Annotated in this window: 13 protein-coding genes; 8 read left to right on the plus strand and 5 right to left on the minus strand. The window is 70.6% G+C overall.

The genetic code is table 11. The annotated features are described in order from the left end of the window. The first annotated feature begins 435 nt into the window (after positions 1 to 435). From msrA to VT85_RS00935, 4 genes are all read left to right on the plus strand, one after another. Positions 436 to 1,155, plus strand: a complete 720-nt coding sequence (msrA, locus tag VT85_RS00920) for a peptide-methionine (S)-S-oxide reductase MsrA (protein ID WP_068409365.1) — start codon at positions 436 to 438, stop codon at positions 1,153 to 1,155. Between the two features lie 187 nt (positions 1,156 to 1,342). Next, on the plus strand, positions 1,343 to 2,350 hold the full coding sequence (locus tag VT85_RS00925; protein ID WP_068409367.1) for a Gfo/Idh/MocA family protein: 1,008 nt from the start codon (positions 1,343 to 1,345) through the stop codon (positions 2,348 to 2,350). Positions 2,351 to 2,730: 380 nt separating this feature from the next. After that, positions 2,731 to 4,272: a hypothetical protein gene (locus VT85_RS00930; protein ID WP_068409369.1), complete on the plus strand. Its 1,542-nt coding sequence runs from the start codon at positions 2,731 to 2,733 to the stop codon at positions 4,270 to 4,272. A 146-nt stretch (positions 4,273 to 4,418) separates the two neighbouring features. After that, positions 4,419 to 5,789, plus strand: a complete 1,371-nt coding sequence (locus VT85_RS00935; RefSeq protein ID WP_068409371.1) for a sulfatase-like hydrolase/transferase — start codon at positions 4,419 to 4,421, stop codon at positions 5,787 to 5,789. Positions 5,790 to 5,853: 64 nt separating this feature from the next. Here VT85_RS00935 and VT85_RS00940 read toward each other — a convergent pair whose 3' ends face one another. Beyond that, positions 5,854 to 7,677, minus strand: a complete 1,824-nt coding sequence (locus VT85_RS00940) for a beta-L-arabinofuranosidase domain-containing protein (protein ID WP_068409373.1) — start codon at positions 7,675 to 7,677, stop codon at positions 5,854 to 5,856. A gap of 330 nt (positions 7,678 to 8,007) precedes the next feature. Here VT85_RS00940 and VT85_RS00950 point away from each other — a divergent pair, with 330 nt between their 5' ends. After that, positions 8,008 to 9,228 (plus strand): cellulase family glycosylhydrolase, encoded by a 1,221-nt coding sequence (locus VT85_RS00950; protein ID WP_068409377.1) that lies wholly within the window; start codon positions 8,008 to 8,010, stop codon positions 9,226 to 9,228. A gap of 29 nt (positions 9,229 to 9,257) precedes the next feature. Here the strand turns inward: VT85_RS00950 and rtcA are convergent, their stop codons facing one another. Both rtcA and VT85_RS00960 read right to left on the minus strand, forming a co-directional pair. Beyond that, positions 9,258 to 10,328 carry an RNA 3'-terminal phosphate cyclase gene (rtcA, locus tag VT85_RS00955; RefSeq protein WP_068409379.1) on the minus strand — a complete coding sequence of 357 codons (1,071 nt, stop codon included), beginning with the start codon at positions 10,326 to 10,328 and terminating at the stop codon, positions 9,258 to 9,260. Positions 10,329 to 10,534: 206 nt separating this feature from the next. After that, positions 10,535 to 11,491: a hypothetical protein gene (locus VT85_RS00960; protein WP_068409381.1), complete on the minus strand. Its 957-nt coding sequence runs from the start codon at positions 11,489 to 11,491 to the stop codon at positions 10,535 to 10,537. A 361-nt stretch (positions 11,492 to 11,852) separates the two neighbouring features. Here VT85_RS00960 and VT85_RS00965 point away from each other — a divergent pair, with 361 nt between their 5' ends. Together VT85_RS00965 and VT85_RS00970 are read left to right on the plus strand one after the other, a co-directional pair. After that, positions 11,853 to 15,158, plus strand: coding sequence for a PAS domain S-box protein (locus tag VT85_RS00965; protein WP_068409382.1), 3,306 nt, complete (start codon positions 11,853 to 11,855; stop codon positions 15,156 to 15,158). Positions 15,159 to 15,734: 576 nt separating this feature from the next. Further along, the gene (locus VT85_RS00970) at positions 15,735 to 16,484 is read left to right on the plus strand and encodes a DUF1559 domain-containing protein (protein WP_197491025.1); all 750 of its coding nucleotides are present in this window, start codon (positions 15,735 to 15,737) and stop codon (positions 16,482 to 16,484) included. Here the strand turns inward: VT85_RS00970 and VT85_RS00975 are convergent. Both VT85_RS00975 and VT85_RS00980 read right to left on the minus strand, forming a co-directional pair. Continuing rightward, positions 16,471 to 17,127, minus strand: coding sequence for a DUF2306 domain-containing protein (locus VT85_RS00975; RefSeq protein WP_068409384.1), 657 nt, complete (start codon positions 17,125 to 17,127; stop codon positions 16,471 to 16,473). The two genes, VT85_RS00970 and VT85_RS00975, sit on opposite strands and share 14 nt — an antisense overlap. Before the next feature lie 603 nt (positions 17,128 to 17,730). Beyond that, positions 17,731 to 18,990: an acetylxylan esterase gene (locus VT85_RS00980; RefSeq protein WP_156512599.1), complete on the minus strand. Its 1,260-nt coding sequence runs from the start codon at positions 18,988 to 18,990 to the stop codon at positions 17,731 to 17,733. Between the two features lie 268 nt (positions 18,991 to 19,258). On the opposite strand from VT85_RS00980, the gene VT85_RS00985 reads away from it, so the two are divergent. Next, positions 19,259 to 20,032, plus strand: coding sequence for a sugar phosphate isomerase/epimerase family protein (locus VT85_RS00985; protein WP_068409385.1), 774 nt, complete (start codon positions 19,259 to 19,261; stop codon positions 20,030 to 20,032). Positions 20,033 to 20,058 lie beyond the last annotated feature (26 nt).

Raw genomic sequence — 20,058 nt, forward strand, 5'->3', positions numbered from 1 at the left:
AGCATCCCCGCTTACCCCGTCGCCCCTCCTTATCGTCCAACGCGAAGTCAAACCTGGAACGATTATGGAAGCCCTGGATATTTGCGGGACGCCCGTAAGATGGGGCGGGAATAGCGTTGAGCGACCCTGTTGCGATTGTATTGACCGCACTGGCGCGATTGCGCGGCTTGCATGTAAAAATTGCAAGGCGGAGTGGAGGTTTTTGCTAAAGCTCCAGCCCCAAATTCTTCGCGGGCGGGCCGGGGAGCGGAGCGAGGCCAGGCGTGTTCGACGGAGCGAGGAAGCCTCCCGCCGGGACTCGCCTGAGGAACCGCGGCCGGGCCGCCACGGATCTCGGGGCTGGAATCCGCCGCGATCGCCGCCACAATAGTCCTGGACGCGCATTCGTCCCGGACGGGATTCGGATCGGTTTTCTTCACCCAGGAGCGCAGACGGATGAGCACGCTTCAGCAGGCCTGGCGACTCGGACTTGGACTCGGGTTCGCGCTCGTCGCGGGCGTCGCCTTCGGGCAGGAGGCGAAGGAGGCGGAGCCGAGCCGGGAGACGCCGGGGGCCGAGGCTCCCGCGACGAAGGACGGCGCCGAGGGCGAGAAGCCGAAGAAGCCGAAGCTGGAGCAGGCGACGTTCGGCGGCGGCTGCTTCTGGTGCACCGAGGCGGTCTTCGAGCGGATCCCGGGCGTGAAGTCGGTCGTCTCGGGCTACTCGGGCGGGAACGTGGCGAACCCGACGTATGAGATGATCTCCACCGGCCTGACCGGCCACGCGGAGGTGATCCAGATCACCTACGACCCGAGCGTCATCTCGTTCGAGAAGCTCCTGGAGTATTTCTGGATCGCCCACGACCCGACCACCGTGAACTCCCAGGGGCCCGACCACGGCACGCAGTACCGCTCGATCATCCTCTACCACAATGAGGACCAGAAGCGGCTGGCCGAGCAGGCGAAGCACGACCTGAACGCCAAACGCGCCCGCAAGTCGCCGGTGGTCACCCAGATCGTCCCCTTCGAAGCCTTCTACCCGGCCGAGGAGTACCACCAGGACTTCGCCCGCAACAACCCCTACCACGGCTACGTCGAGACCTACATCACCCCCAAGATGTACAAGCTCAAGGCCAAGCTGAAGGCCGAGTCGAAGAAGAAGGCCGAATCGAACTGACGCCGGAGCCCCCCACGGGGAGTCCCCCGCCCTCCCCCCCCGCCCGGTCCGCCCGCGTTCGGATTGGATCAGCGGGTCCCGGCTGGTATCCTGGGACGATCGGCCGCAAGCCGTTTTCGGATGGGGCGCGACGCGGCCCCCGCGGCGACTACGAGGCGCACGTTCCAGGGTATCAGGGGACTTACTTATGATTCGGGTCGGGATCGTCGGGCTGGGCTTCATGGGTCGGATGCACTACCGCTGCTGGAAGGCGCAGCCCGGGGCGACGATCACCGCCATCTGCGAGGCGAACCCCAAGGTCCTCGCGGACGCCGGCGGCGCGCCCAAGGGGAACGTGCAGGGGGCGGCCGACCACATCGACCTGGCGGGCATCAAGACGTACACCGATTTCGACGCGATGCTCGCCTCCGGCGAGGTCGACGCGATCTCCATCACGCTGCCGACGTTCGTCCACCCGGACACGACCATCAAGGCCCTCAAGGCCGGCGTGCACGTCCTCTGCGAGAAGCCGATGGCGCTCAACCCGGCCGAGTGCGACCGGATGGTGGCCGCGGCCGAGGAGTCGGGCAAGGTCCTCCAGGTCGGCCACTGCATCCGGTTCTGGCCGGAGTACGTCGTCGCCCGCGACCTCATCAGGTCGGGCGAGTACGGCAAGCCGATCGCCGCGAGCTTCCGGCGGTTCTCGACCGCGCCGAACTGGAGCCCGGACAACTGGTTCGCCGACGAGTCGCGATCCGGCGGCCAGCCGCTGGACCTGCACATCCACGACACCGACTACATTCACTACGTCTTCGGCATGCCGGCCGCCGTGTCGAGCATCGCCGACCCCCCGCAGGCCTACATCTCCAGCCAGTACTTCTACCCCGGCGGCCCGGCCGTCGTCGCCGAGAGCACCTGGCGGATGGCGCCCAGCTTCGGCTTCGAGATGAGCTTCAACGTCGTGCTGGAGAAGGCCACCATCGTCTTCGACTGCACCCGCACCCCGGCCTTCCGCGTCTGCCCCGCCGAGGGCGACGCCTTCACCCCCGAACTCCCCCCCGGCGACGGCTACACCCGCGAGATCGACCACTTCGCCCGCGCCGCGGCCGGCGAGACCCTCGAACCCGTCGTCACCCCCTTCCAGTCCCGCGAGACCATCCGCCTCGTCACCGCCGAGAAGGAATCCGCCCGCGAAGGCCGCCGCGTCGACCTCTGAGGACGACGAGAAAGCCTCCCGGCCTTCGCTGCGGAAACCTGACCGGAAAGCCGCCGTCCTCGTCGAACGACTCGAGGACGGGGCTCTCCGCGAGGGGCTCTTCATCCATGAACGACTCGAGGACGGGGCTCTCCGCGCGGGGCTCATCATCCATCGGATCGGCGAGCTTCCCTCGGCCGTCGGCTCCGACGCGCGCCCTGCGCGACGCGAACGCTCTCGGGCGGCGCGGCATCCCTGATCGAAACCGCCAGGTCTTGGCGGGGGGGGCGAAGGCCCCTTGATTCCGACGTCCTGATCGACCACCCTCGTCTGGGGCGTGTTCAACATTGTTTGAGCTGCCCGGGACCGAGCGACGCACCGAGGTTCGACCGAGGGACGTGATGATGCAGTCGACGAAGCGATGGCGATGGGCGGCGACGGTCGCCCTGGCATTGGGGACGATGACGGCCGCGAGGGCCGAGGGGCCGACGTTCAAGGCGGGGTTCGCGGAGCGGGACGTCTCGCCGGCGATCGGGGACGAGGCGCCGGGGGGGTACGGCAAGGCCTACCACCAGACGTTCCACGACCCCTGCAAGGCCCGCGCGGCGGTCTTCGACGACGGGACCAATCGCGCCGCGATCGTCGGGCTCGACGCCCTGTTCATCCGCGGCAAGACCGTCGGCGAGATCCGCGCCGCGATCGAGGCGAAGACCGGCATCCCCGCCGGTTCGATCCTGATCTCCGCCTCGCACACCCACAGCGGCGGGCCGACGGGCCTGTTCCTCCCCGGCGAGTTCGCCGACGCCTCGCCGCTGGTCAGGGACATGGTCGAGAAGGAGACCGTGATCGCCGACCCCGCCTACCTGGAGAAGGTCAAGGCCGGGATCGTCGACGCCGTCGTCGAGGCCGACGCGAAGCGCGTCCCTGCGCGGGGCGGCGCGGGCTTCGGCCTGGCCGAGAACGTGGCGTTCAACCGCCGCTTCAAGATGAAGCAGGGCCACGCGATGACCCACCCGGGCGTCGGAAACCCGGACATCGTCGAGCCCGCCGGGCCGGTCGACCCCCAGGTCGGCGTGCTGGGCGCGTGGGACGAGTCGGGCAAGTTCCTGGGCTGCGTCGTCAACTTCGCCTGCCACTGCACCACCGGCCCCGGCGGGATCTCGGCGGACTACGTCTACTACATGGAGAACGCGATCCGGGGCCTGATGGGCGACGACGCGAAGGTCGTCTTCGTCCCCGGCATGGCCGGCGACGTGACCCAGGTCAACAACCGCCTGCCTTACGAGGCCAGGCAGTTCGGCGAGGGATCGTCCCGGCTGGTCGGCGGCACGGTCGGCGCCGAGGCGGGCAAGGCGCTCATCGCGATGGAGCCGAAGGCCGGCCCGCTGGTCCCGGTGGCCGTCGCATCGCGCCGGCTTTCCATCCCGCGCCGGAAGCCGTCGGCGGAGCACGTCGCGGCGGCCCTCGCCCTGGTGCAGAAGCCGGACAAGACGGGCGTCGACCCGACCGAATGGACATTCGCCAAGGAGACCGTCGTCCTGGAGGCGCGGATCGCCAGGGAGCCGGTGGTCGAGACCGAGGTCCAGGCCGTGCAGGTCGGCCCGGCCGTCTTCCTGACCTCGCCCGCCGAGTACTTCTGCCAGTACGGCCTGGACCTGAAGGCCGGGTCGAAATTCCCGTTCACGTTCCCGGTGTCGCTGGCGAACGACGTCGTGGGCTACGTCCCGCACGAAAGCGCGCTCGACCCCCAGACGGGCGGCGGCTATGAGACCCGCCTGACCGCCTACAGCAACCTGGAGCCCGCCGCCGGGCGCAAGATCGCCGACGCGCTCCTGGAACTCTCCGCGAGCCTCAAGCCCGGCGCCATCCCCAAGGCCCCCGCCCTCGGCCCGTTCAAGGGCAAGCCCTGGACCTACGGCGACGGTCGCCCGCAACTCGACTGAGGCCCGACGGCCCACGGACCGCACGCGGAGACGGCGCGTCGCGCGCCGTCTCCGCGCCGCATGAGTCCTTGCGCACCTTTCGCCCCGCTCTCTTGCCGCCCCCTTCTCCGGGACTTCGCCCGCACCGATCCCCGAGGCCGTCGAACATGAACGACCGCATCCTGTCGGCCCTCTTCGTCCCCCTTCTCGCCATCGGGGCGAACGTCGCCCGAGGGGCGGAGCCGCCGGCGGCCGATCGTCCGAACGTGGTCGTCTTCTTCACCGACGATCAGGGGTACGGCGATCTCGGCTGCCAGGGCTCGACGGACCTCAGCACGCCGAACATCGACCGGATGGCCGCCGAGGGGGTGCGGTTCACGTCCTGGTACTCCGCGGCCCCCGTCTGCTCCGCCTCGCGCGCGGCGATGTTGACGGGCCGGTCGCCGCAGGGGGCCGGGGTGCCGGGCAATGTCTCGTCGTACCCCGGCCGGCCGGGCATGCCCCCGGAGCAGGTCACCATCGCCGAGCGCCTGAAGCCGCTGGGCTACGCGACGGCCGCCGTCGGCAAGTGGCACCTGGGCTCGGCCCCCGGCGCGACCCCCAACGACCAGGGGTTCGACCGCTTCTTCGGCTTCTACGCCGGCTGCGTCGACAACTTCAGCCACACCTTCTACTGGGACGCCCCCCACGTCCACGACCTTCGCCGCGACGACCAGGAGGTCCACGAGGACGGCACCTACCTGACCGACATCGTCACCCGCGAGGCGCTCCGCTTCGTCGACGAGAACCGCGCCGGGCCGTTCTTCCTCTACGTCGCCTACAACCTCCCGCATTACCCGTTGCAGGCGCCCCAGCGGATCCTCAAGCGGTTCGCCCACCTGCCCCCTTCGCGCGCGAAGTACGCGGCGACCCTCGCGGCCGTCGACGAGAGCGTGGGCGACGTGCTGGCGCGACTCGATGAGCATAAGATCTCCGATCGCACCCTCGTCGTCTTCCTCAGCGACCACGGCGCGACGGCGGAGGCCCGGGGCGACGGCCCGATCGGCGACAACGGCCCCTTCCGAGGCCGGAAGTTCAGCCTGTTCGAAGGCGGACTCCGCGTCCCCTGCATCGTCCGACGCCCTGGCGTCGTCCCCGCCGGCCAGACCCGCGACCAACTCGCCTGCACGTCCGACCTGGCTCCGACGTTCCTCGCCGCCGCCGGCGGCACGCCCGATTCGCCGACCGCGTTCGAGGGCAAAGACCTGACCGAAGTCCTCCTCCGCGACGCCCCCTCGCCGCACGCGTCCCTCGCCTGGTCCTCGGCCGGCCAGGACGCCGTCCGCGAAGGCCGCTGGAAGCTCGTCCGCAACGGCCGGGATGACCAGAACCGCCCGGTCGTCGGCCCCGACGCCCTGTTCCTGGCGGACCTCGAAGCCGATCCGGGCGAGACCAGGAACCTCGCCGCCGACCATCCCGAGGTGGTCGAACGCCTCTCCGGACTCCACGCCGAATGGGCGAAGTCCGTCGCCGAGACGCCGACTCCCGGCCCAGGGTGAGAAGCCTTCCCCACTGAGGGGGAAGGCGGGAACGCGCCGCCGGGGGTTGGGGCCGCTCGGCGATTCACTCCACCGGCGGGCCGGTGCGGAACGAGTGCTCGCGGGAGAAGGGCGTGGCCGAGGCGTGTTCGACGCGGAGCCACGAACGGTAGCGGGAGCCGTCGGCCCCGGCGGAGGCGAAGTCGCAGAGCTTCACGGGCTTGCCGTCGGCCGTCTTCGCCTCGACGAGGACGATCGGCGGCTGGGAACCCTTCCAGTCGGAGGGGGGGAGGATGCGGAGCGAGCGGGCGTCGATCGGCTCGGGGTCGTCGGGGCCGTTCTCGTTCAGCCGGGCGTCGTAGGCCAGCAGGGTCGGGCCGACGTAGAGGGACGCGCGTCCGGCGTACCCGTTCTCGCCCACCCAGACGCGGGGGCTCATATCAAGATCCAATTCGATGACGTCGCCGTCCTTCCACTCGCGGTCGATCGTCCGGTAGGTCGCCGGCTTCACGTCCGCGACGGCCTCGCCCCCGACCGTCAGCCTGGTGGCCGTGGACCATTGCGGGATACGGAGGGCGAGCGCGAATTTCGTCGGCCGGTCGACGTCGACCTTGATGCGGACGCGGCCCGAGCGCGGGTAGTCGGTCTCGGTCTCCAGGCCGACCCGCGCTCCCCCCCCGAGGCGGCCGATGAGGTCGCCGGCGCCGTACCAGTTCAGGACCAGGCCGCCGGTCGCGTCGTCGCTCAGGAGGGCCCATTGCGAGACCAGGCCGAGGCCCCGCGCGGCGTTGACGGAGCAGCAGTTCAGCTCGGGCGACCCGGGGCGGGACTGGAAGACGATCTCGTGGTAGTTGGCCTGGCGGACGCCGTCCATCGGCGTGTTGTACGTGCTCCAGCGGCCGGTGGGGGAGAACAGCCCGAGCGCCGAGTTCAGCGTGGAAAGCTCCAGCTCGTCGGCCGCGATCGGGTCGCCCGACTGCTTGAGCATGTCCACCGAGAGGGCGAGCCAGGCGATGGTGCAGCAGGTCTCGATGGCGCCGGCGTGGTATGGGTCGCCCTGGGCCTGCTCGCCCGAGGAGAACCCGCCGTTGTTGTGGCGGTCGAGCTTGGCGATGCTCCACCAGAGGTTCGCGTAGGCCTTGCGGCGGTCCGCGTCGTTCTCGATCCTCCCGAGGGCGGCGAGGGCCTGCATCGGGTGGAGGCTCTCCCATCGCGGCTTCGGGGTCTGGAAGAACTCGTCGCCGGCCAGGCCCCGTCGGAGGTAGTCGCCGGCCAGGGGGGCGCCGTCGGGGGCGGTCGCGGCGAACTCGTCGACGATCTGCTTCGCCAGGTCCAGGTACTTCTTCGCCCGCGTCTTCTCATAAAGCAGGACGAGTGCGTGCGCGGGGGCGAGGTTCATCTCGGTGGAGCCGGTGTCGACCAGCCGGGGCTTCTTGTCGCCGAGGAACCTGTCGCAGAGCAGGTCGCCGATCTTGACGGCGGCGGCCAGCGCGTCGGGGTCGCCGACGGCGTCGTCCCAGGTCATCAAGCCGAGCATCATGTGATAATGGCCCCAGGCGTCCCAGGTGCCTCCGGGCTTGCCCTGGATGTTGGGCGCCGTGCCGGTGAGCCGGTGGTCCTTCGGGAAGGGACCGAAGTAGCCGTCGGCGTCTTGCAGGGGGAGAAGCTCGCGGACGTAGGCTTCGAGCGACCGCTTCAGGTCGGGGTTGCTGGTCGCCTGGTAGACCTGCGCCGCGCCGGTGAGGAACTTGCCCGCGAACTCGCCCGACCAGGGGAGGAGGTCGCGATAGGGCTGGCGGTCGCGGTCGGCGAACATCGCCAGGATCGCCGGATTCGCCCTGGGGCCGGGCAGGAGCCAGTCGGCCGTGACGGCGTCGAGATAGGCGCGGAGCGGCCCGGCGGGCTCCATCCTCAGGCCGGCGGGACGTCGCAGCGGGTGCTCGGGGGGCGTCTCGGGGGGGCGGCGGATGCGCCCGCGCAGAGGATCGCGGCCAGCGTCGCGAGGCCTAGCTTTCGTGTCATCGGGAGTCTCTCCGGGGCTGAATGATGCGGCCAGGTCCCTTCGCAGGACGCGACGGTTTCCGAGGATAGACCCGATCCGAGCCCGCCGCCAGCCTCCGCCCCCTCGACGACGGCCCCGGCGGTCGGTAACGTCGACGTGACTCCCTCGACATCCTCCACGCCCCGCCCCGGCGCGACGGTCCCCCCGAGCCGCTCGCCGGTGAGCCAGGAACCCATCATGAAACGAACCGTCTATGCGACGATGCTGTTCGCCTGGTGTCTCGCCGCGCAGGCCGGAGGCCCCGTCGAGGGCTTCGTCGCCGTCCAGGGGGCTCGGCTCGTCCTCGACGGCCGGGAGTACCGGGCGGTCGGCGCTAACGTGCCGCACCTGCACCAGATCCACCTGGGGACGTGGTTCCACCTCGGCCAGATCTACGGGACCCCCGAGCGGGCGAAGGCGGCGGCCGCCGCGGCGATCGAGGACGCCTCGCGGAGCGGCCTGGCGTTCCTCCGATTCTTCGCCGGCCCCGGCTACCCGATCGAGGCCGACCGACTCCTCACACGCGACCCCGACGCCTACTGGCGCGGCATGGACGAGCTGTTCGCCCTCTGCCGACGCTCGGGCCTCCGCCTGGTCCCCTGCCTGAACGTCACCTCGTGGAACTCCCACGTCGGCGAGCCGAGGGGCGCGATCCTCGACCACGACTCGAAGACCTGGCGCGCGAACGAGGCCTACGTCCGGGCCTTCGTGACCCGCTACAGGGACGACCCCACGGTCCTGATGTGGGAGCTGGAGAACGAGCTGATGCTCGCCGCCGACGTGGACCTGAAGGGCTCGCCGCTGCTCCCGCGAAGCGTCTACCCCGAGGGGGCGACGATCCGCGAGACCGGCGGGCGCGAGGACTCGTTGACCTGGGAGATGACCCGGCGGATCTACCGCGAACAGGCCGCGTTCATCAAGTCGCTCGACCCGAACCATCCCGTGACCAGCGGCGACGCCGGCGTGCGGCCCGAGGCCGCCAGCCGCCGCGAGACGTTCCCCGACTTCCGCTTTCGCGACGACTCGTGGCGCGAGCACCTGGCGAACGAGCTGGCCGCGCAGCCCGAGCCGCTCGACGTCTTCAGCCTGCACCACTACGGCCCCGCCGACCCCGGCCCGAAGGGCTCCGGCCTCGACGCCCTCGGACGAGCCCGCCTCGCCGCCCGCGCCGTCGGGGCCGCCCGCGCCCCCCTGTTCATCGGCGAGCTGGGCCAGGACGCCCCCCGATTCCAGTCCGACCCGGAGGCGAGTTGGGCCAGGGCCTACCTGGACATGGCCGAGGAGGAAGGGATCTCCCTCGTCGCCCTCTGGGTCTGGCACTTCCCCTGGCAGCCCGACATGACCCTCGACGGCCGCTCCCACCCCGCACTCGTCGAGCGCGCCCGCGCCTTCAACCGTCGCCACGCGGGCCTTGATTGAGGCCGCGCCGGCCCCCCTTCATCCGCCGTTCAGGCCACGATGACGCGGCCGGGCTGGTCGGGGGAGACGGCTTCCTCGATCTCGATTTCGCGAGGGAGGAAGGCGCGGATGGTGTCGGCGTTGGTGCGGAGGTGCTCGGTCACGCGGGAGACGGTGTAGACCGATCGGCCTTCGGCCAGGGCCAGGGGGAGGAGGATCTGGTCGGCCGAGTGGGGGTCGACGGCGCCGTCGGGGACGCCCAGGAAGTCGAGGAGTTCGTCGACGGCCTCGTCGGCGACGAGTTCGGCGGGCTTGCCGCGCTCGCCGAGGCCGACGAACGTGGCGGGGGCCGATCCGGCGTGCACGGCCGTGAGGCTGATCGCCGCGCCCTGGCCGGGGCTGGGCCAGGAGGCGGCCTCGATCTCCACGTCGACGTTCCAGCCTTCGTCGGCGATCCGGCTCAGGGCGCGGTCGCGGAGACGGCGGACGACGTCCTCGCGGAGGTTGGCCGCGCCGGCGACGCCCCGGATGCGGAGCAGGTCGCCTCGGGTGGTGCGGACCCAGGGGCTGGGCTTCGCCGGCTCGATCCAGGCTTCGAGACGGCCGCCGCCGCGAGGATAGAAGCCGGCCGAAGGCATGGCCAGGGCGATCGGCGTCCCGAGGTTCGCCAGGTGCTCGCGCCAGGTCTGGTCCAGGAACGGGAACGCGGGCGCCTTGGGGTTGAACGTCCCCCCGGTCAGGACGACGCGGGCGGCGGTCTCGGCCCGCATCGCCAGAGGGAGGTGCAGAGTCTGGAGGACGAGCCCGGTCGAGCCGGCGGTGCCGATGTCGATGGTCAGGTCGCGGGGCGCGACCGCGCCGGGGCGGAAGACCAGGTCGCGAGAGCCGACCTCGGCGCCGAGCAGGTCGGCCCCGCCGAGGAGGGCGGCGGCCTCGACGGCCTTGAGGTGCTGGGGCCGGAGGCCCGGCTTGTCGCGGTTGGCGCGCAGCTTCACGATGCGGAACGGCCTGCCGGTCAGCAGCGACAGCGTGAGGGCCGTGCGGAGGATCTGCCCGCCCCCCTCGCCGTGCGAGCCGTCGAGGGTGACGAGGCGTTCCGACTCGGGCTTGGAAGAGGACACGGCGCGCGATCCCCTGGAAGGGCGAGGACTGGGGGGAGAGGCCCACGACGGCCGCAACGGTCCCGCGTTCGGCTCATGCGCGGCATGGCCGACCCAGCGCTTCCGACAACCGCCGGCGAGCTTCGGTTCGATGCCCGTCGGGGGTCGGTTCCGCCGATCTCCGGATCCGATGTCGCCTTCCATGGTCGCGCTCCTGGGGGGCAAGGTCAACGGGCGGCTTCGTCCTTGGCCGGCGTGGGCCGGGCCGTCGCCAGGTCGGCGCCGGGCTGGGCCGCGACGTCGCCGACGATCTTCGAGGGCTTCTCCTCAAGCACGCCGAGCTGGTTGCGGCCGGCCCAGATCAGGACCAGGCGCTGGCTGCGGCGGTCGGGGTGGTCGGCGGAGGCGGTGAACAGGAACGCGCCCAGGCTCCGCTCCTGGTCGGGCAGGCAGCCCAGCACGACGGCCTGGTCGGGCTCGACGACGAGGTTGGCGGTCAGGTCGCGGAGCGATTCCTGCTGCTGGCCGTCGGCGATCTTGAACTCCTGGGGGGAGTACGGGGACGGCTGCTGGAGCGGCTGGTAGGACCGCTGCACGTCGCCGTGGTGGATCTCGGGCGTGAGCCGGAGGGACACCGAGCCCGACTCGTAGTGCTCGGGCGTGACGCGGTAGAAGCCGCTGGCCTCGCTGTAGTCCTTGCCGGTGACGCGGCGGTCCAGGTTGAGCAGGAGGCTCGCCTGGTCGACCTTGTCGCAGACGGTGAGCAACTCCTGGGTCCCCTCGGGGACGAGGAACGTGATCGGTTCCACCTTGTGGGGCGGCGGGGCGTTGAGCAGGGCCTCCAGCTCGCGCGGGAGGTCGCCGGTGATCCGGCCCATGCGGATGCCGTTGGCTTGCAACGCCAGCCGCTCCTCGGGGGCGACGGACTGCTCGTCGACGGCCCGCCAGGCGATCTCGTTGACGACGGGGTCGCGGAACGGCCGGGTGACGACCGCCATGCGGAGGGCGCACTTCTTGGGCTCGATGATCTCGCCCTGCCGGTTGCCGATCCGCCCCAGGAGGTTGTCCGGTCGGATCTGGTCCTTACGCGGGTTGCAGCCCCAGGCCCCGGCCAGCCCCGCCGCCAGACAGCCAAGGACGGCCCGTCGCGACGCGACGGCCGAAAACCCCCAGTTCGCACGCATGGGGCGGAATCCTTTCCGCATAGCAAAGCCCGGCCTCATCCTCGACTCGACCGATTCGTCCCCGTCGTCGACAGCGGGCGAGTGTAGGACGGTTCGACGCCGCCGTCAATCGCAGTACCCCGGGTCGAGACGGGGGGCTCGGGAGGACCTGTGGATCTGGGCGGCCGTCGCCGGCCACGGCCCCGCCCCCGGTCGCAAAAACTGGTTGAGATCCGGTCGAGCGGCCGGTATATCTTGGGACGGCGGTCGGTCCTCCCGAAGATCAACCGGACGCCCTCGATCCACGCTGTCGTGCTTCAGGATGAACACCCATGAGGGACGAGGACGCGGACATGAAACGACTCGAAAGGTCTCGATCGTGATGGGTTCGCTCGCGGCCCTGTCGCCGTCGTCGGGATACGCAGCCGCCGTCTGGGCGCTGGAACTCGCCGTCGGCCTGGCCTCCGTGGCCTGCGCCGTTCTGCTGGCGGTCGAGCGGCTGCGCCTGACGAGCGTCTCGACCCGCCGGCTCTCCCCGGCGATCGTCTGGGGGCTGACCGCGTTCGCCGTCCTGACCGCCGCGACGGCGTTCGTGCACGCGCTCGGCCTGGGCGATTCCGCGGGCCTTCGGCTGGTGCTGGATCTGGGTAGGGCCGTGGCGGCGGGCTCGGTCGCGCTGGGCCTGGCGGCCCGCGCGCGACGCGCCGCGGCCCGTGCCGAGGACCCGGAGGCGCTCGCCGACGCCGAGGCCTTGCAGGAGGCCCTGGGCCGCGCCCATCGCGACGCGCGCTGGCTCCAGCTTTTCGCCAGCCGGACCGAGGAGGGGATGATCGTCACCGACGCCCGGCGTCGGATCGAGTGGGTCAACGAGGGCTTCACCCGGATCACCGGCTATGAGCCCGCGGAGGTCGTCGGCCGCACCCCCGGCTCGCTGCTCCAGGGCCCCGAGTCCGACCCGGCCGTTCGCGCCTACGTCGGCCAGCGGCTCCGCGCCGAGAAGCCGGTGCGGGCGGAGATCCTCAACTACGCCAAGAGCGGCCGGAAATACTGGGCGACGATGGAGATCCAGCCCATCTTCGACGCCGACGGCCGGCTGGTGAACTACCTCTCGGTCCAGACCGACGTCACCGAGCGGAAGCGCGACGAGCGGCGGCTGGAGGCCCAGTACGCCGTGATGCGGATCCTGGGGGACTGCATGCGGCTGGACGAGGCGATCCCGCATCTCCTGGCGACGATCGGCCGGACGCTGGATTTCGACGTCGCCGCGTTCTGGATCTGGGACCGGCAGGCTCGCACCCCTCGGCTCGCCGGCCGTCCCTGGGCTTCGGGCCGGGTCGACGCCGGCTGGGCGGGCGACGCCTCCGCCCTGATCCCCAACGCCGCGCTCGCCGGGCCGATGGACCGAGTCTGGACGACCGGGGCCCCGGCCTGGGTCTCCGAGATCGCCGCCCCCCCCCCCGACGCGTCCGGGGCCCCGTCGCCGGAGGCCCGGAACGACCTCCGGGGAGCCGTCATCATCCCGGTGGCCGACGCCGAGAAGAGCCCGCTGGTCGGGGTGCTGACCCTGTTCAGCCGCGAGCCCCTGGTCCGCGACGAGCCCTTGCTCCAGGTCTTGACGACCATGGGCCGCCAGATCGGCCTGTTCGCCGAGCGCCGCAAGGCCGTCCGCGAGCAGGTGGAGATCAACGCCCGGCTCAACGCCATGCTGGACGCCTCGACCCACTCGTCGATCCTGGTGACCGATCCCAGCGGCCTGATCATGATCTTCAACACGGGGGCCGAGCGGATGCTCGGCTACGCCGCCGGCGAGATGGTCGGCCGGGCCACCCCCCTGATCCTCCACGACCCGGCCGAGGTCGACGCGCGGGCCGTCGAGCTCGCCGCCGAGCTGGACCGGCCGGTGCAGGGCTTCGAGGCGCTGGTCGCCCACGCCCGCCGCGACGGCCACGACGTCCGCGAGTGGACCTTCGTCCGCAAGGACGGGACCCGGATCGCGGTCCTCCTGGCCGTCACCGCCGTCCGCGACCCCGAGGGGACCCTCCGGGGCTTCCTGGCGATCGCCACCGACCTCAGCCATCGCCAGGCCGCCGAGCGCCAGGTGCGGACCAGCGAGGCCCGGCTCCGCCGCCTGGTCGAGGCCAACATCTTCGGCGTGGCCTTCGGCGAGATGACCGGCGCCCTGACCGACGCCAACGACGCCTTCCTTGAGATGGTGGGCTATTCCCGAGACGACCTGATCGACGGCGGCGTCCACTGGCTGAACATCGTCGCCGACACGTCCGGCCGCTGGATCCGCCGCTGCCGCGTCCAGCTCGCCCGTCGCGGGAGCTGCACCCCGTTCGAGATCCAGGTCCGCCGCAAGGACGGCCGCGTCCTGCCGATCCTCCTGGGCCTCGCCCGCCTCGACGAGACCCGGATCGACCCCCGCGCCCCGATCGTCGCCTTCTGCCTGGACCTCACCGAGCGCAAGCAACTGGAGGACGAGCTGAGGCGGAACGCCGCCGACCTCGCCGAGGCCGACCACCGCAAGAACCAGTTCATCGCCATGCTCGGCCACGAGCTGCGCAACCCCCTCGCCCCGATCCGCTACGCCGTCCGGGTGATGAAGCGGCGCGGGGGCGTCGCCCCCGACCTTGCCTGGACCCTCGACGTCATCGACCGCCAGGTGGGCCAGCTCTCTCATCTGGTCGGCGACCTCCTGGAGCTGGCCCGCGTCAATCGGGGGAAGGTCCGCCTCCAGCGCGAGCCGGTCGACGTCGCCGCCGTCGTCTCGGCGGCCGTGGAGACCAGCCGGCCCGAGATCGACGCCCACCGCCATCGCCTCACGATCGCCACCCCCCCGGAGAAGGTCCTGGTCCTGGCCGACCCGCTCCGCATGGCCCAGGTCCTCTCCAACCTCCTGCTCAACGCCGCCAAGTACACCGAGGACGGCGGCTCGATCCGGATCTCGGCGGGCGTCGAGGACGGCCGCGTCGTCTTCCGCGTCCTCGACGACGGGATCGGCATCCCCGCCCCCATGCTCGACCGCGTCTTCGACGTCTTCACCCAGGTCGATCGCACCCTGGACCGCTCCGAAGGGGGCCTGGGACTCGGCCTGTCGCTCGTCCGGAGCCTCGTCGAGATGCACGAGGGGACCGTCGAGGCTCGCAGCGAGGGCCTTGGAAGGGGCTCCGAGTTCGTCGTCCGCCTCCCCGTCTGGATCCCCGACCCGGCCGAAATCCCCTTCGCGACCGCACCCGAGCCGGAGCTCGAACCGGCCCCCCCCGAGCCCGAGGCCCCTCCCTCGATCACGCCCCGGCGGATCCTGGTCGTGGACGACAACGTCACCTCCGCCCAGAGCCTGGCCATGCTCCTCCAGTTCGAGGGCCACGACGTCCAGGTCGTCCACGACGGCCCGACCGCCCTCCAGGCCGTCTGCGCCCACGCCTTCGACGTGGTGTTCATGGACATCGGCCTCCCCGGCATGAACGGCTACGAGGTCGCCCGGAAGCTTCGCGCCCGACCCGAGCTGGCCGCCCTCCCCCTGGCCGCCGTCACCGGCTACGCCGACGACGAGGCCCGCCGCCTCTCCCACGAGGCTGGCTTCGACCACCACCTCGTCAAACCCGCCGACCCCGAAGCCATCCTCGCCGTCGTCGCCTCCCTCGAATGGGCCGAGAACGCCCCCCCGGCCGCCGTCGAATGCTGACGCCGGAATTGGCTTCGTTCGCGACCGAAGCCGATTTCTAGATTGCGTTGTAAATCATTCGTGTTAATGGGTTTGATTCGATGGAATCGGGGGCCGGGATGGCTTCGTTCGGTCGAAACTCATCGTCCGTCCGACGCCTGTCTCGCCGCTTCGCACGCGAAACCGACAGGCTCGGCCGAGACCGCCCCATCAGAGACAATGCCGCGCCGTGCGGATTTGGGACGGCGATCTGGTCACTCACGCCTCGCGGACAGGAGTGCTGAAAGGGGGGCCGACGGATTGAACGACGTCCTTCCCCCCTCGCGGGGGAAGGTGGCCCGGAGGGCCGGATGAGGGGGTGACGAACGAGAAGGCCGTCGCCCTAACGTCGGGCCAGCTTGCGAAATCCGACGGCGTGCGTGCTCGTCTTCCCCTCATCCGACCCCTGCGGGGTCTGCCTTCCCCCGCGAGGAGGGAAGGCGTCGAATCGCCCCACTTTCCCACCTTATGGGACAATCTCTGATGAGATAGCATGGAATCGAACGAGGCGACCGCCAATCCTCGGCGCGGCGAAGTGAGTTATCGGAGGGCATGTCCATGTCGACCGGTTTCGACAAACACCTGAGGCCCGGCGCGAGGCGAGGGCTGACCTTCGTCGAGGTCCTCGTGATGCTGGCCGTCATCGCTCTGCTGATCGCACTGATCTTGCCGTTGAGTCGTAGCGGCGGGAGGGCCGCCGTGAGGCGAGCCCAGTGCAATAACAATCTCAAGCAGATTGCGCTGGCGCTCAGCAACTATCGACAGGAACACAAGGCCCTGCCGCCCGCCTACACGGTGGATGCGGAGGGGCGGCCGTTGCATAGCTGGCGCACGCTGATCCTGCCGTATCTCGAGATGGAGCCGCTCTACCGCAAGATCGACCTGTCGAAGCCCTGGGACGATCCGGCGAACGCCGAGGCGCGGGAGACGCCCCTCTCGGTCTTCCGGTGCCCCGAGTCGGCCGGTCCCCCGAATACGACGACCTACCTGGCGATCGTCGCGCCGGGCGGAGGTCTCCTCCCTGATAGGCCCCGCTCCCTGGAAGACGTCACGGACTCCCATGCGTCGACGCTCCTGGTGATCGAGGCCGGCGAGGAGGGCGCCGTCCCCTGGATGGCCCCGACGGATGCGGACGAGGCGCTGGTGATGGGGATCGGCCCGAAGACCCAGCTGCACCACAACGGAGGTTGGAACGCGGTCTTCGTCGACGGGCACGCCCGTTTCCTGAGTGCTACTATGCCGGCCGAGGAGCGCCGGGCGATGATCACGATCGCCGGGGACGACGGCGAGGTCGTCAACGAACTGTGATCGGCCCGGGGGCGCGTTGGATTCGCTCGGACAGCTCGAAGGCCGCCAACGGGAGGAGCCAGCAGAGCCAGGTCGCGAGCGGGTCGAACCAGGGGGCGACGCCCCCCGCGACGACGCCCAGCCCGCCGATCAGCCTGAGCACGACGGCCGAGGCGAGCAACAGATAGCTCCGCCACATCCAGCGGCGATGGTCCGCGAATCGTCGCCTCGCCGCCGCCCGCGCGCCCTGGAAGGTGCAGACGGCGGTGGCGATCGCCAGGGTCGCCAGCCCGACCGCCGCCACCGGCCCCGCCGCGGCGTGGCGCGCCATCACGAGCCCGCTGGGCGTCACCACCGCAAGGACGCACGCCACCTGCACCCATCCCAGGCGGCGATGCCACCCGCGGAGCCTCGTCCGCGACCATTCGCCGACCAGGAACAGGCCCAGGATCAGCGCGACGGGGCCGGACGCGATGTGGGCGTAGAAGGCCCACCGATAGGCCCCCCGGAAATGGCCCTCACGCCCGTGCAGGAAGTCGGAGCGGAAATCGGGCGGCAGGTAGTCGCCGTAATTCGAGACGACGCCCGCGACGGCCCGCAGCACCACCAGCCCGGCCAGCAAGGCCAGGATGCGGCCGGACGACGTGGGACGGCGTGAAGGCATGGCGAGGCCGGTTCTCCCGGCGCAGGGCGATCGCGCCCCCGCGCCGGGTTCGGGTTGGAATCTGTCCCATCATGGCGAACGGCAGCCGTCGGTACTCGAAGTCCGGCCGACCGAAACGCCGACCGATTCCGTGCGATGAAAGTCTTCCCCCCTCGCGGGGGAAGACAGACCCCGGAGGGGTCAGATGAGGGGGAAGACGAGCACGGCCATTCGTCGGAATTTGCAGTCCGGCCGACCGAGACGCCGACGGCCGCGGTGCTCGTCCCCCCCCCCATCCGGCCCTTCGGGCCGCCTTCCCCCGCGAGGGGCTTACAAGGGGAGGTATTTTCGCAACTACTGGTTTTGAGAGAGGTTGCTGATCGTGATTTCGGGGCTTCGGATCGACGCCCGAGTCCACCGTTCGTGGAGAACCCCGTGATTTACGGGGCCAGATCACGGCGGCGTTCTGGCACATGATTGATCGACTTCCGTAACGGCCGCGATTCCGTGCGATTTGTCCACGCAACCTGTTTCAGCCCAGAATCTTGCAGAATACCTCCCCCTACAAGCCCGCGAGGGGGGAAGGGCGTCGATCGGACCACGGCGCACTTCCGGAACGGACTCTTACTTCTTCAGATGTTCGTCGGCGAACTTCAGGAACGCCTCCCAGTCGGACGGGAGGACGTCGTGCTTGCCGGGGCGGTAGCGGTAGGCGATGGTCCCCTTGCTGAGCGAGTCCTCGGCGGGGGCGGGCCATTCGGCGAGCTGGAAGCCGTCGGTCCCCAGCAGCCGGTAGACCGGGTCGGCGGCCTGGGCGGCGAGGAATTCGCCGCGAGGGTCGGCCCACGTGTCGTCCTCGGCGCTGCTGATCAGGACCGGGCGGGGGGCGATCAGGGCGATCAGCTCGTGCTGGTCGACCGGGAGCTTGTCCTCGTGGCCGGAGTACTGCTTGAAGTTGCCGCAGAACCAGTGGGGGAAGCTCTTGTTGAGATTCGCCGTCGTCTCGCCGAAGTTCCGGCGGGCGAGCGACGCCCCCCCTTCCCCGGAGTTGTTCGAGATCACCAGGGCGAACCGGGGGTCGTGCGCCCCGGCCCAGAGCGCCGTCTTGCCCAGCCGCGAGTGGCCCAGCACGGCGACCTTCGCGGCGTCGACCTCGGGGACGGTCGCGAGATAGTCGAGCGCCCGGCTCAGGCCCCAGGCCCACGCGCCGATGGAGCCCCACTGGTCGGGGTCGGGCTTCGTCTGGCCGGGTCGGTAGAAGAGCGGGTGGACGCCGTTCTGGAAGCCGTCGTCGAAGTCGGGGTCGATGTCGCCGTAGTACGCCGTCGCCAGCGCGTAGCCGCGTTCGACGACCCGCTCGGCGCACCAGCGGTCGGCGACGCGGCCCCGCCCGGCCTCGGTCGCCCTGTTGTCGACGACCCCTTTCTCCTGGCCGGGCCGCATCCAGGCCGTTGAGATCCGCACGCCCGGGTCGTTCGTGACGGCGTGGTTCCCCTCGAAGTTCAGCCCCAGGAACGCCGGGACGGGTCGGCCCCCGGTGGGCTGCTTCGGCAGGAAGATCAGCAGCTCCATGCGGGGGGCGTCGGCCCCTTCGCCGAACTTGATCGTCACCTCGCGACGGATCGCCTTGCCGCCGAGCGCCTCGGGCTCCTCCGAGACGACCTCGTGGGAGATCGGGATGGGCTGAGAGGGCGTGGGGGTCTTGCCGTAGACCTGCGATTCGAACAGCTTGAGCAGCTCCGGCCGCCGGGCCTTCGCCCAGAGGTCGGGCGAGGTGACGCTCCGCCCCTCGGCCGTGCGGAGGGGGTCCGGCAGCGTGTAAGGCCGGACCGCCGCCTCGTCGTAGTTCGTCTGCGCGGCGATTTCCGCGTCCGGCGTCCCCATGAGAATTGCCCCCGGGGCGACGAGCCCCCGAATCATCCATATCCGGAAACGTGAAGATCTGGTCATCGTCTGGATTCTCCCGGCGGCGACCGGCCCGCGCGGCGACGCCTCGATGATGATGCCCCACCCCGGCGCGCGGTGCAACCGCCCGCCGACGATCGAGCTTGCGGCCGACGGCCGGACCGCCCCCTTGTGCGGGCCGTGCGGGGCGTCACAATCGTTCGAGAGCCGACCGCCCTGCATCCCCCGACGATCGAGGCCAGACGCCATGCTCCAACTCGGGATCGTGACCTACAACATCGCCAAGGATTGGGACCTCCCCACCCTCTTGCAGAAGCTCGAAGGGCTGGGCTACGCCGGCGTGGAGCTGCGGACGACGCACCGCCACGGCGTCGAGGTCGGGCTTTCGGCCGACGAGCGCCGCGAGGTCCGCAAGCGGTTCGAGGACTCGCCCGTCGAGCTCGTCGGGTTGGGGAGCGCGTTCGAATACCAGAGCCCGGACCCGGCGGTCGTCCGCAAGCAGATCGCGGACACCAAGGAGTACGTCCGGCTGGCGCACGACGTCGGCGCGCCTGGCGTGAAGGTCCGGCCCAACGGGCTCCCGAAAGGGGAAGATCCCGAGACCGTCTTCCGTCGCATCGGCGCGGCCTTGCACGAGGTCGGCGAGGACGCCCAGGGCCAGGGGATCGAGATCCGGGTCGAGGTCCACGGCGCGGGGACCTCGGAATGGCCCGGATTCGCCCGGATCATCGAGCACGCCGATCACCCCAACGTCGGCGTCTGCTGGAACTCCAACCCCCAGGACGTGCCCGCCGGAGGCGGCTCGATCGCCGCCAACTTCCGGCTGGTCGCCGACAAGATCCGGACCGTCCACCTCCGCGACCTGACCGACGAGAAATACCCCTGGCGCGAACTGTTCAGCCTCCTCGACGCGAGCGGCTACGACGGCTACACCCTCGCCGAGATCCCCGAGAGCACCGACCCCGATCGCGTCCTCCGCTACTTCCGAGCCCTCTGGCTGGCCTACCAACCCTCCCGCTGACGAACCTCCCCGGACCTGGGACGCCC

It is taken from the genome of Planctomyces sp. SH-PL62 (genome assembly GCF_001610895.1).
In the GTDB taxonomy this organism is placed as follows: Bacteria; Planctomycetota; Planctomycetia; order Isosphaerales; family Isosphaeraceae; genus Paludisphaera.

Bases quoted from the DNA above. Each gene is read 5' to 3' on its own strand.
- msrA (WP_068409365.1), top strand. From the start codon at position 436: ATGAGCACGCTTCAGCAGGCCTGGCGACTCGGACTTGGACTCGGGTTC.
- VT85_RS00925 (WP_068409367.1), top strand. From the start codon at position 1,343: ATGATTCGGGTCGGGATCGTCGGGCTGGGCTTCATGGGTCGGATGCAC.
- VT85_RS00930 (WP_068409369.1), top strand. From the start codon at position 2,731: ATGATGCAGTCGACGAAGCGATGGCGATGGGCGGCGACGGTCGCCCTG.
- VT85_RS00935 (WP_068409371.1), top strand. From the start codon at position 4,419: ATGAACGACCGCATCCTGTCGGCCCTCTTCGTCCCCCTTCTCGCCATC.
- VT85_RS00940 (WP_068409373.1), bottom strand. From the start codon at position 7,677: ATGGAGCCCGCCGGGCCGCTCCGCGCCTATCTCGACGCCGTCACGGCC.
- VT85_RS00950 (WP_068409377.1), top strand. From the start codon at position 8,008: ATGAAACGAACCGTCTATGCGACGATGCTGTTCGCCTGGTGTCTCGCC.
- VT85_RS00960 (WP_068409381.1), bottom strand. From the start codon at position 11,491: ATGCGTGCGAACTGGGGGTTTTCGGCCGTCGCGTCGCGACGGGCCGTC.
- VT85_RS00965 (WP_068409382.1), top strand. From the start codon at position 11,853: ATGGGTTCGCTCGCGGCCCTGTCGCCGTCGTCGGGATACGCAGCCGCC.
- VT85_RS00970 (WP_197491025.1), top strand. From the start codon at position 15,735: ATGTCGACCGGTTTCGACAAACACCTGAGGCCCGGCGCGAGGCGAGGG.
- VT85_RS00975 (WP_068409384.1), bottom strand. From the start codon at position 17,127: ATGCCTTCACGCCGTCCCACGTCGTCCGGCCGCATCCTGGCCTTGCTG.
- VT85_RS00980 (WP_156512599.1), bottom strand. From the start codon at position 18,990: ATGGGGACGCCGGACGCGGAAATCGCCGCGCAGACGAACTACGACGAG.
- VT85_RS00985 (WP_068409385.1), top strand. From the start codon at position 19,259: ATGCTCCAACTCGGGATCGTGACCTACAACATCGCCAAGGATTGGGAC.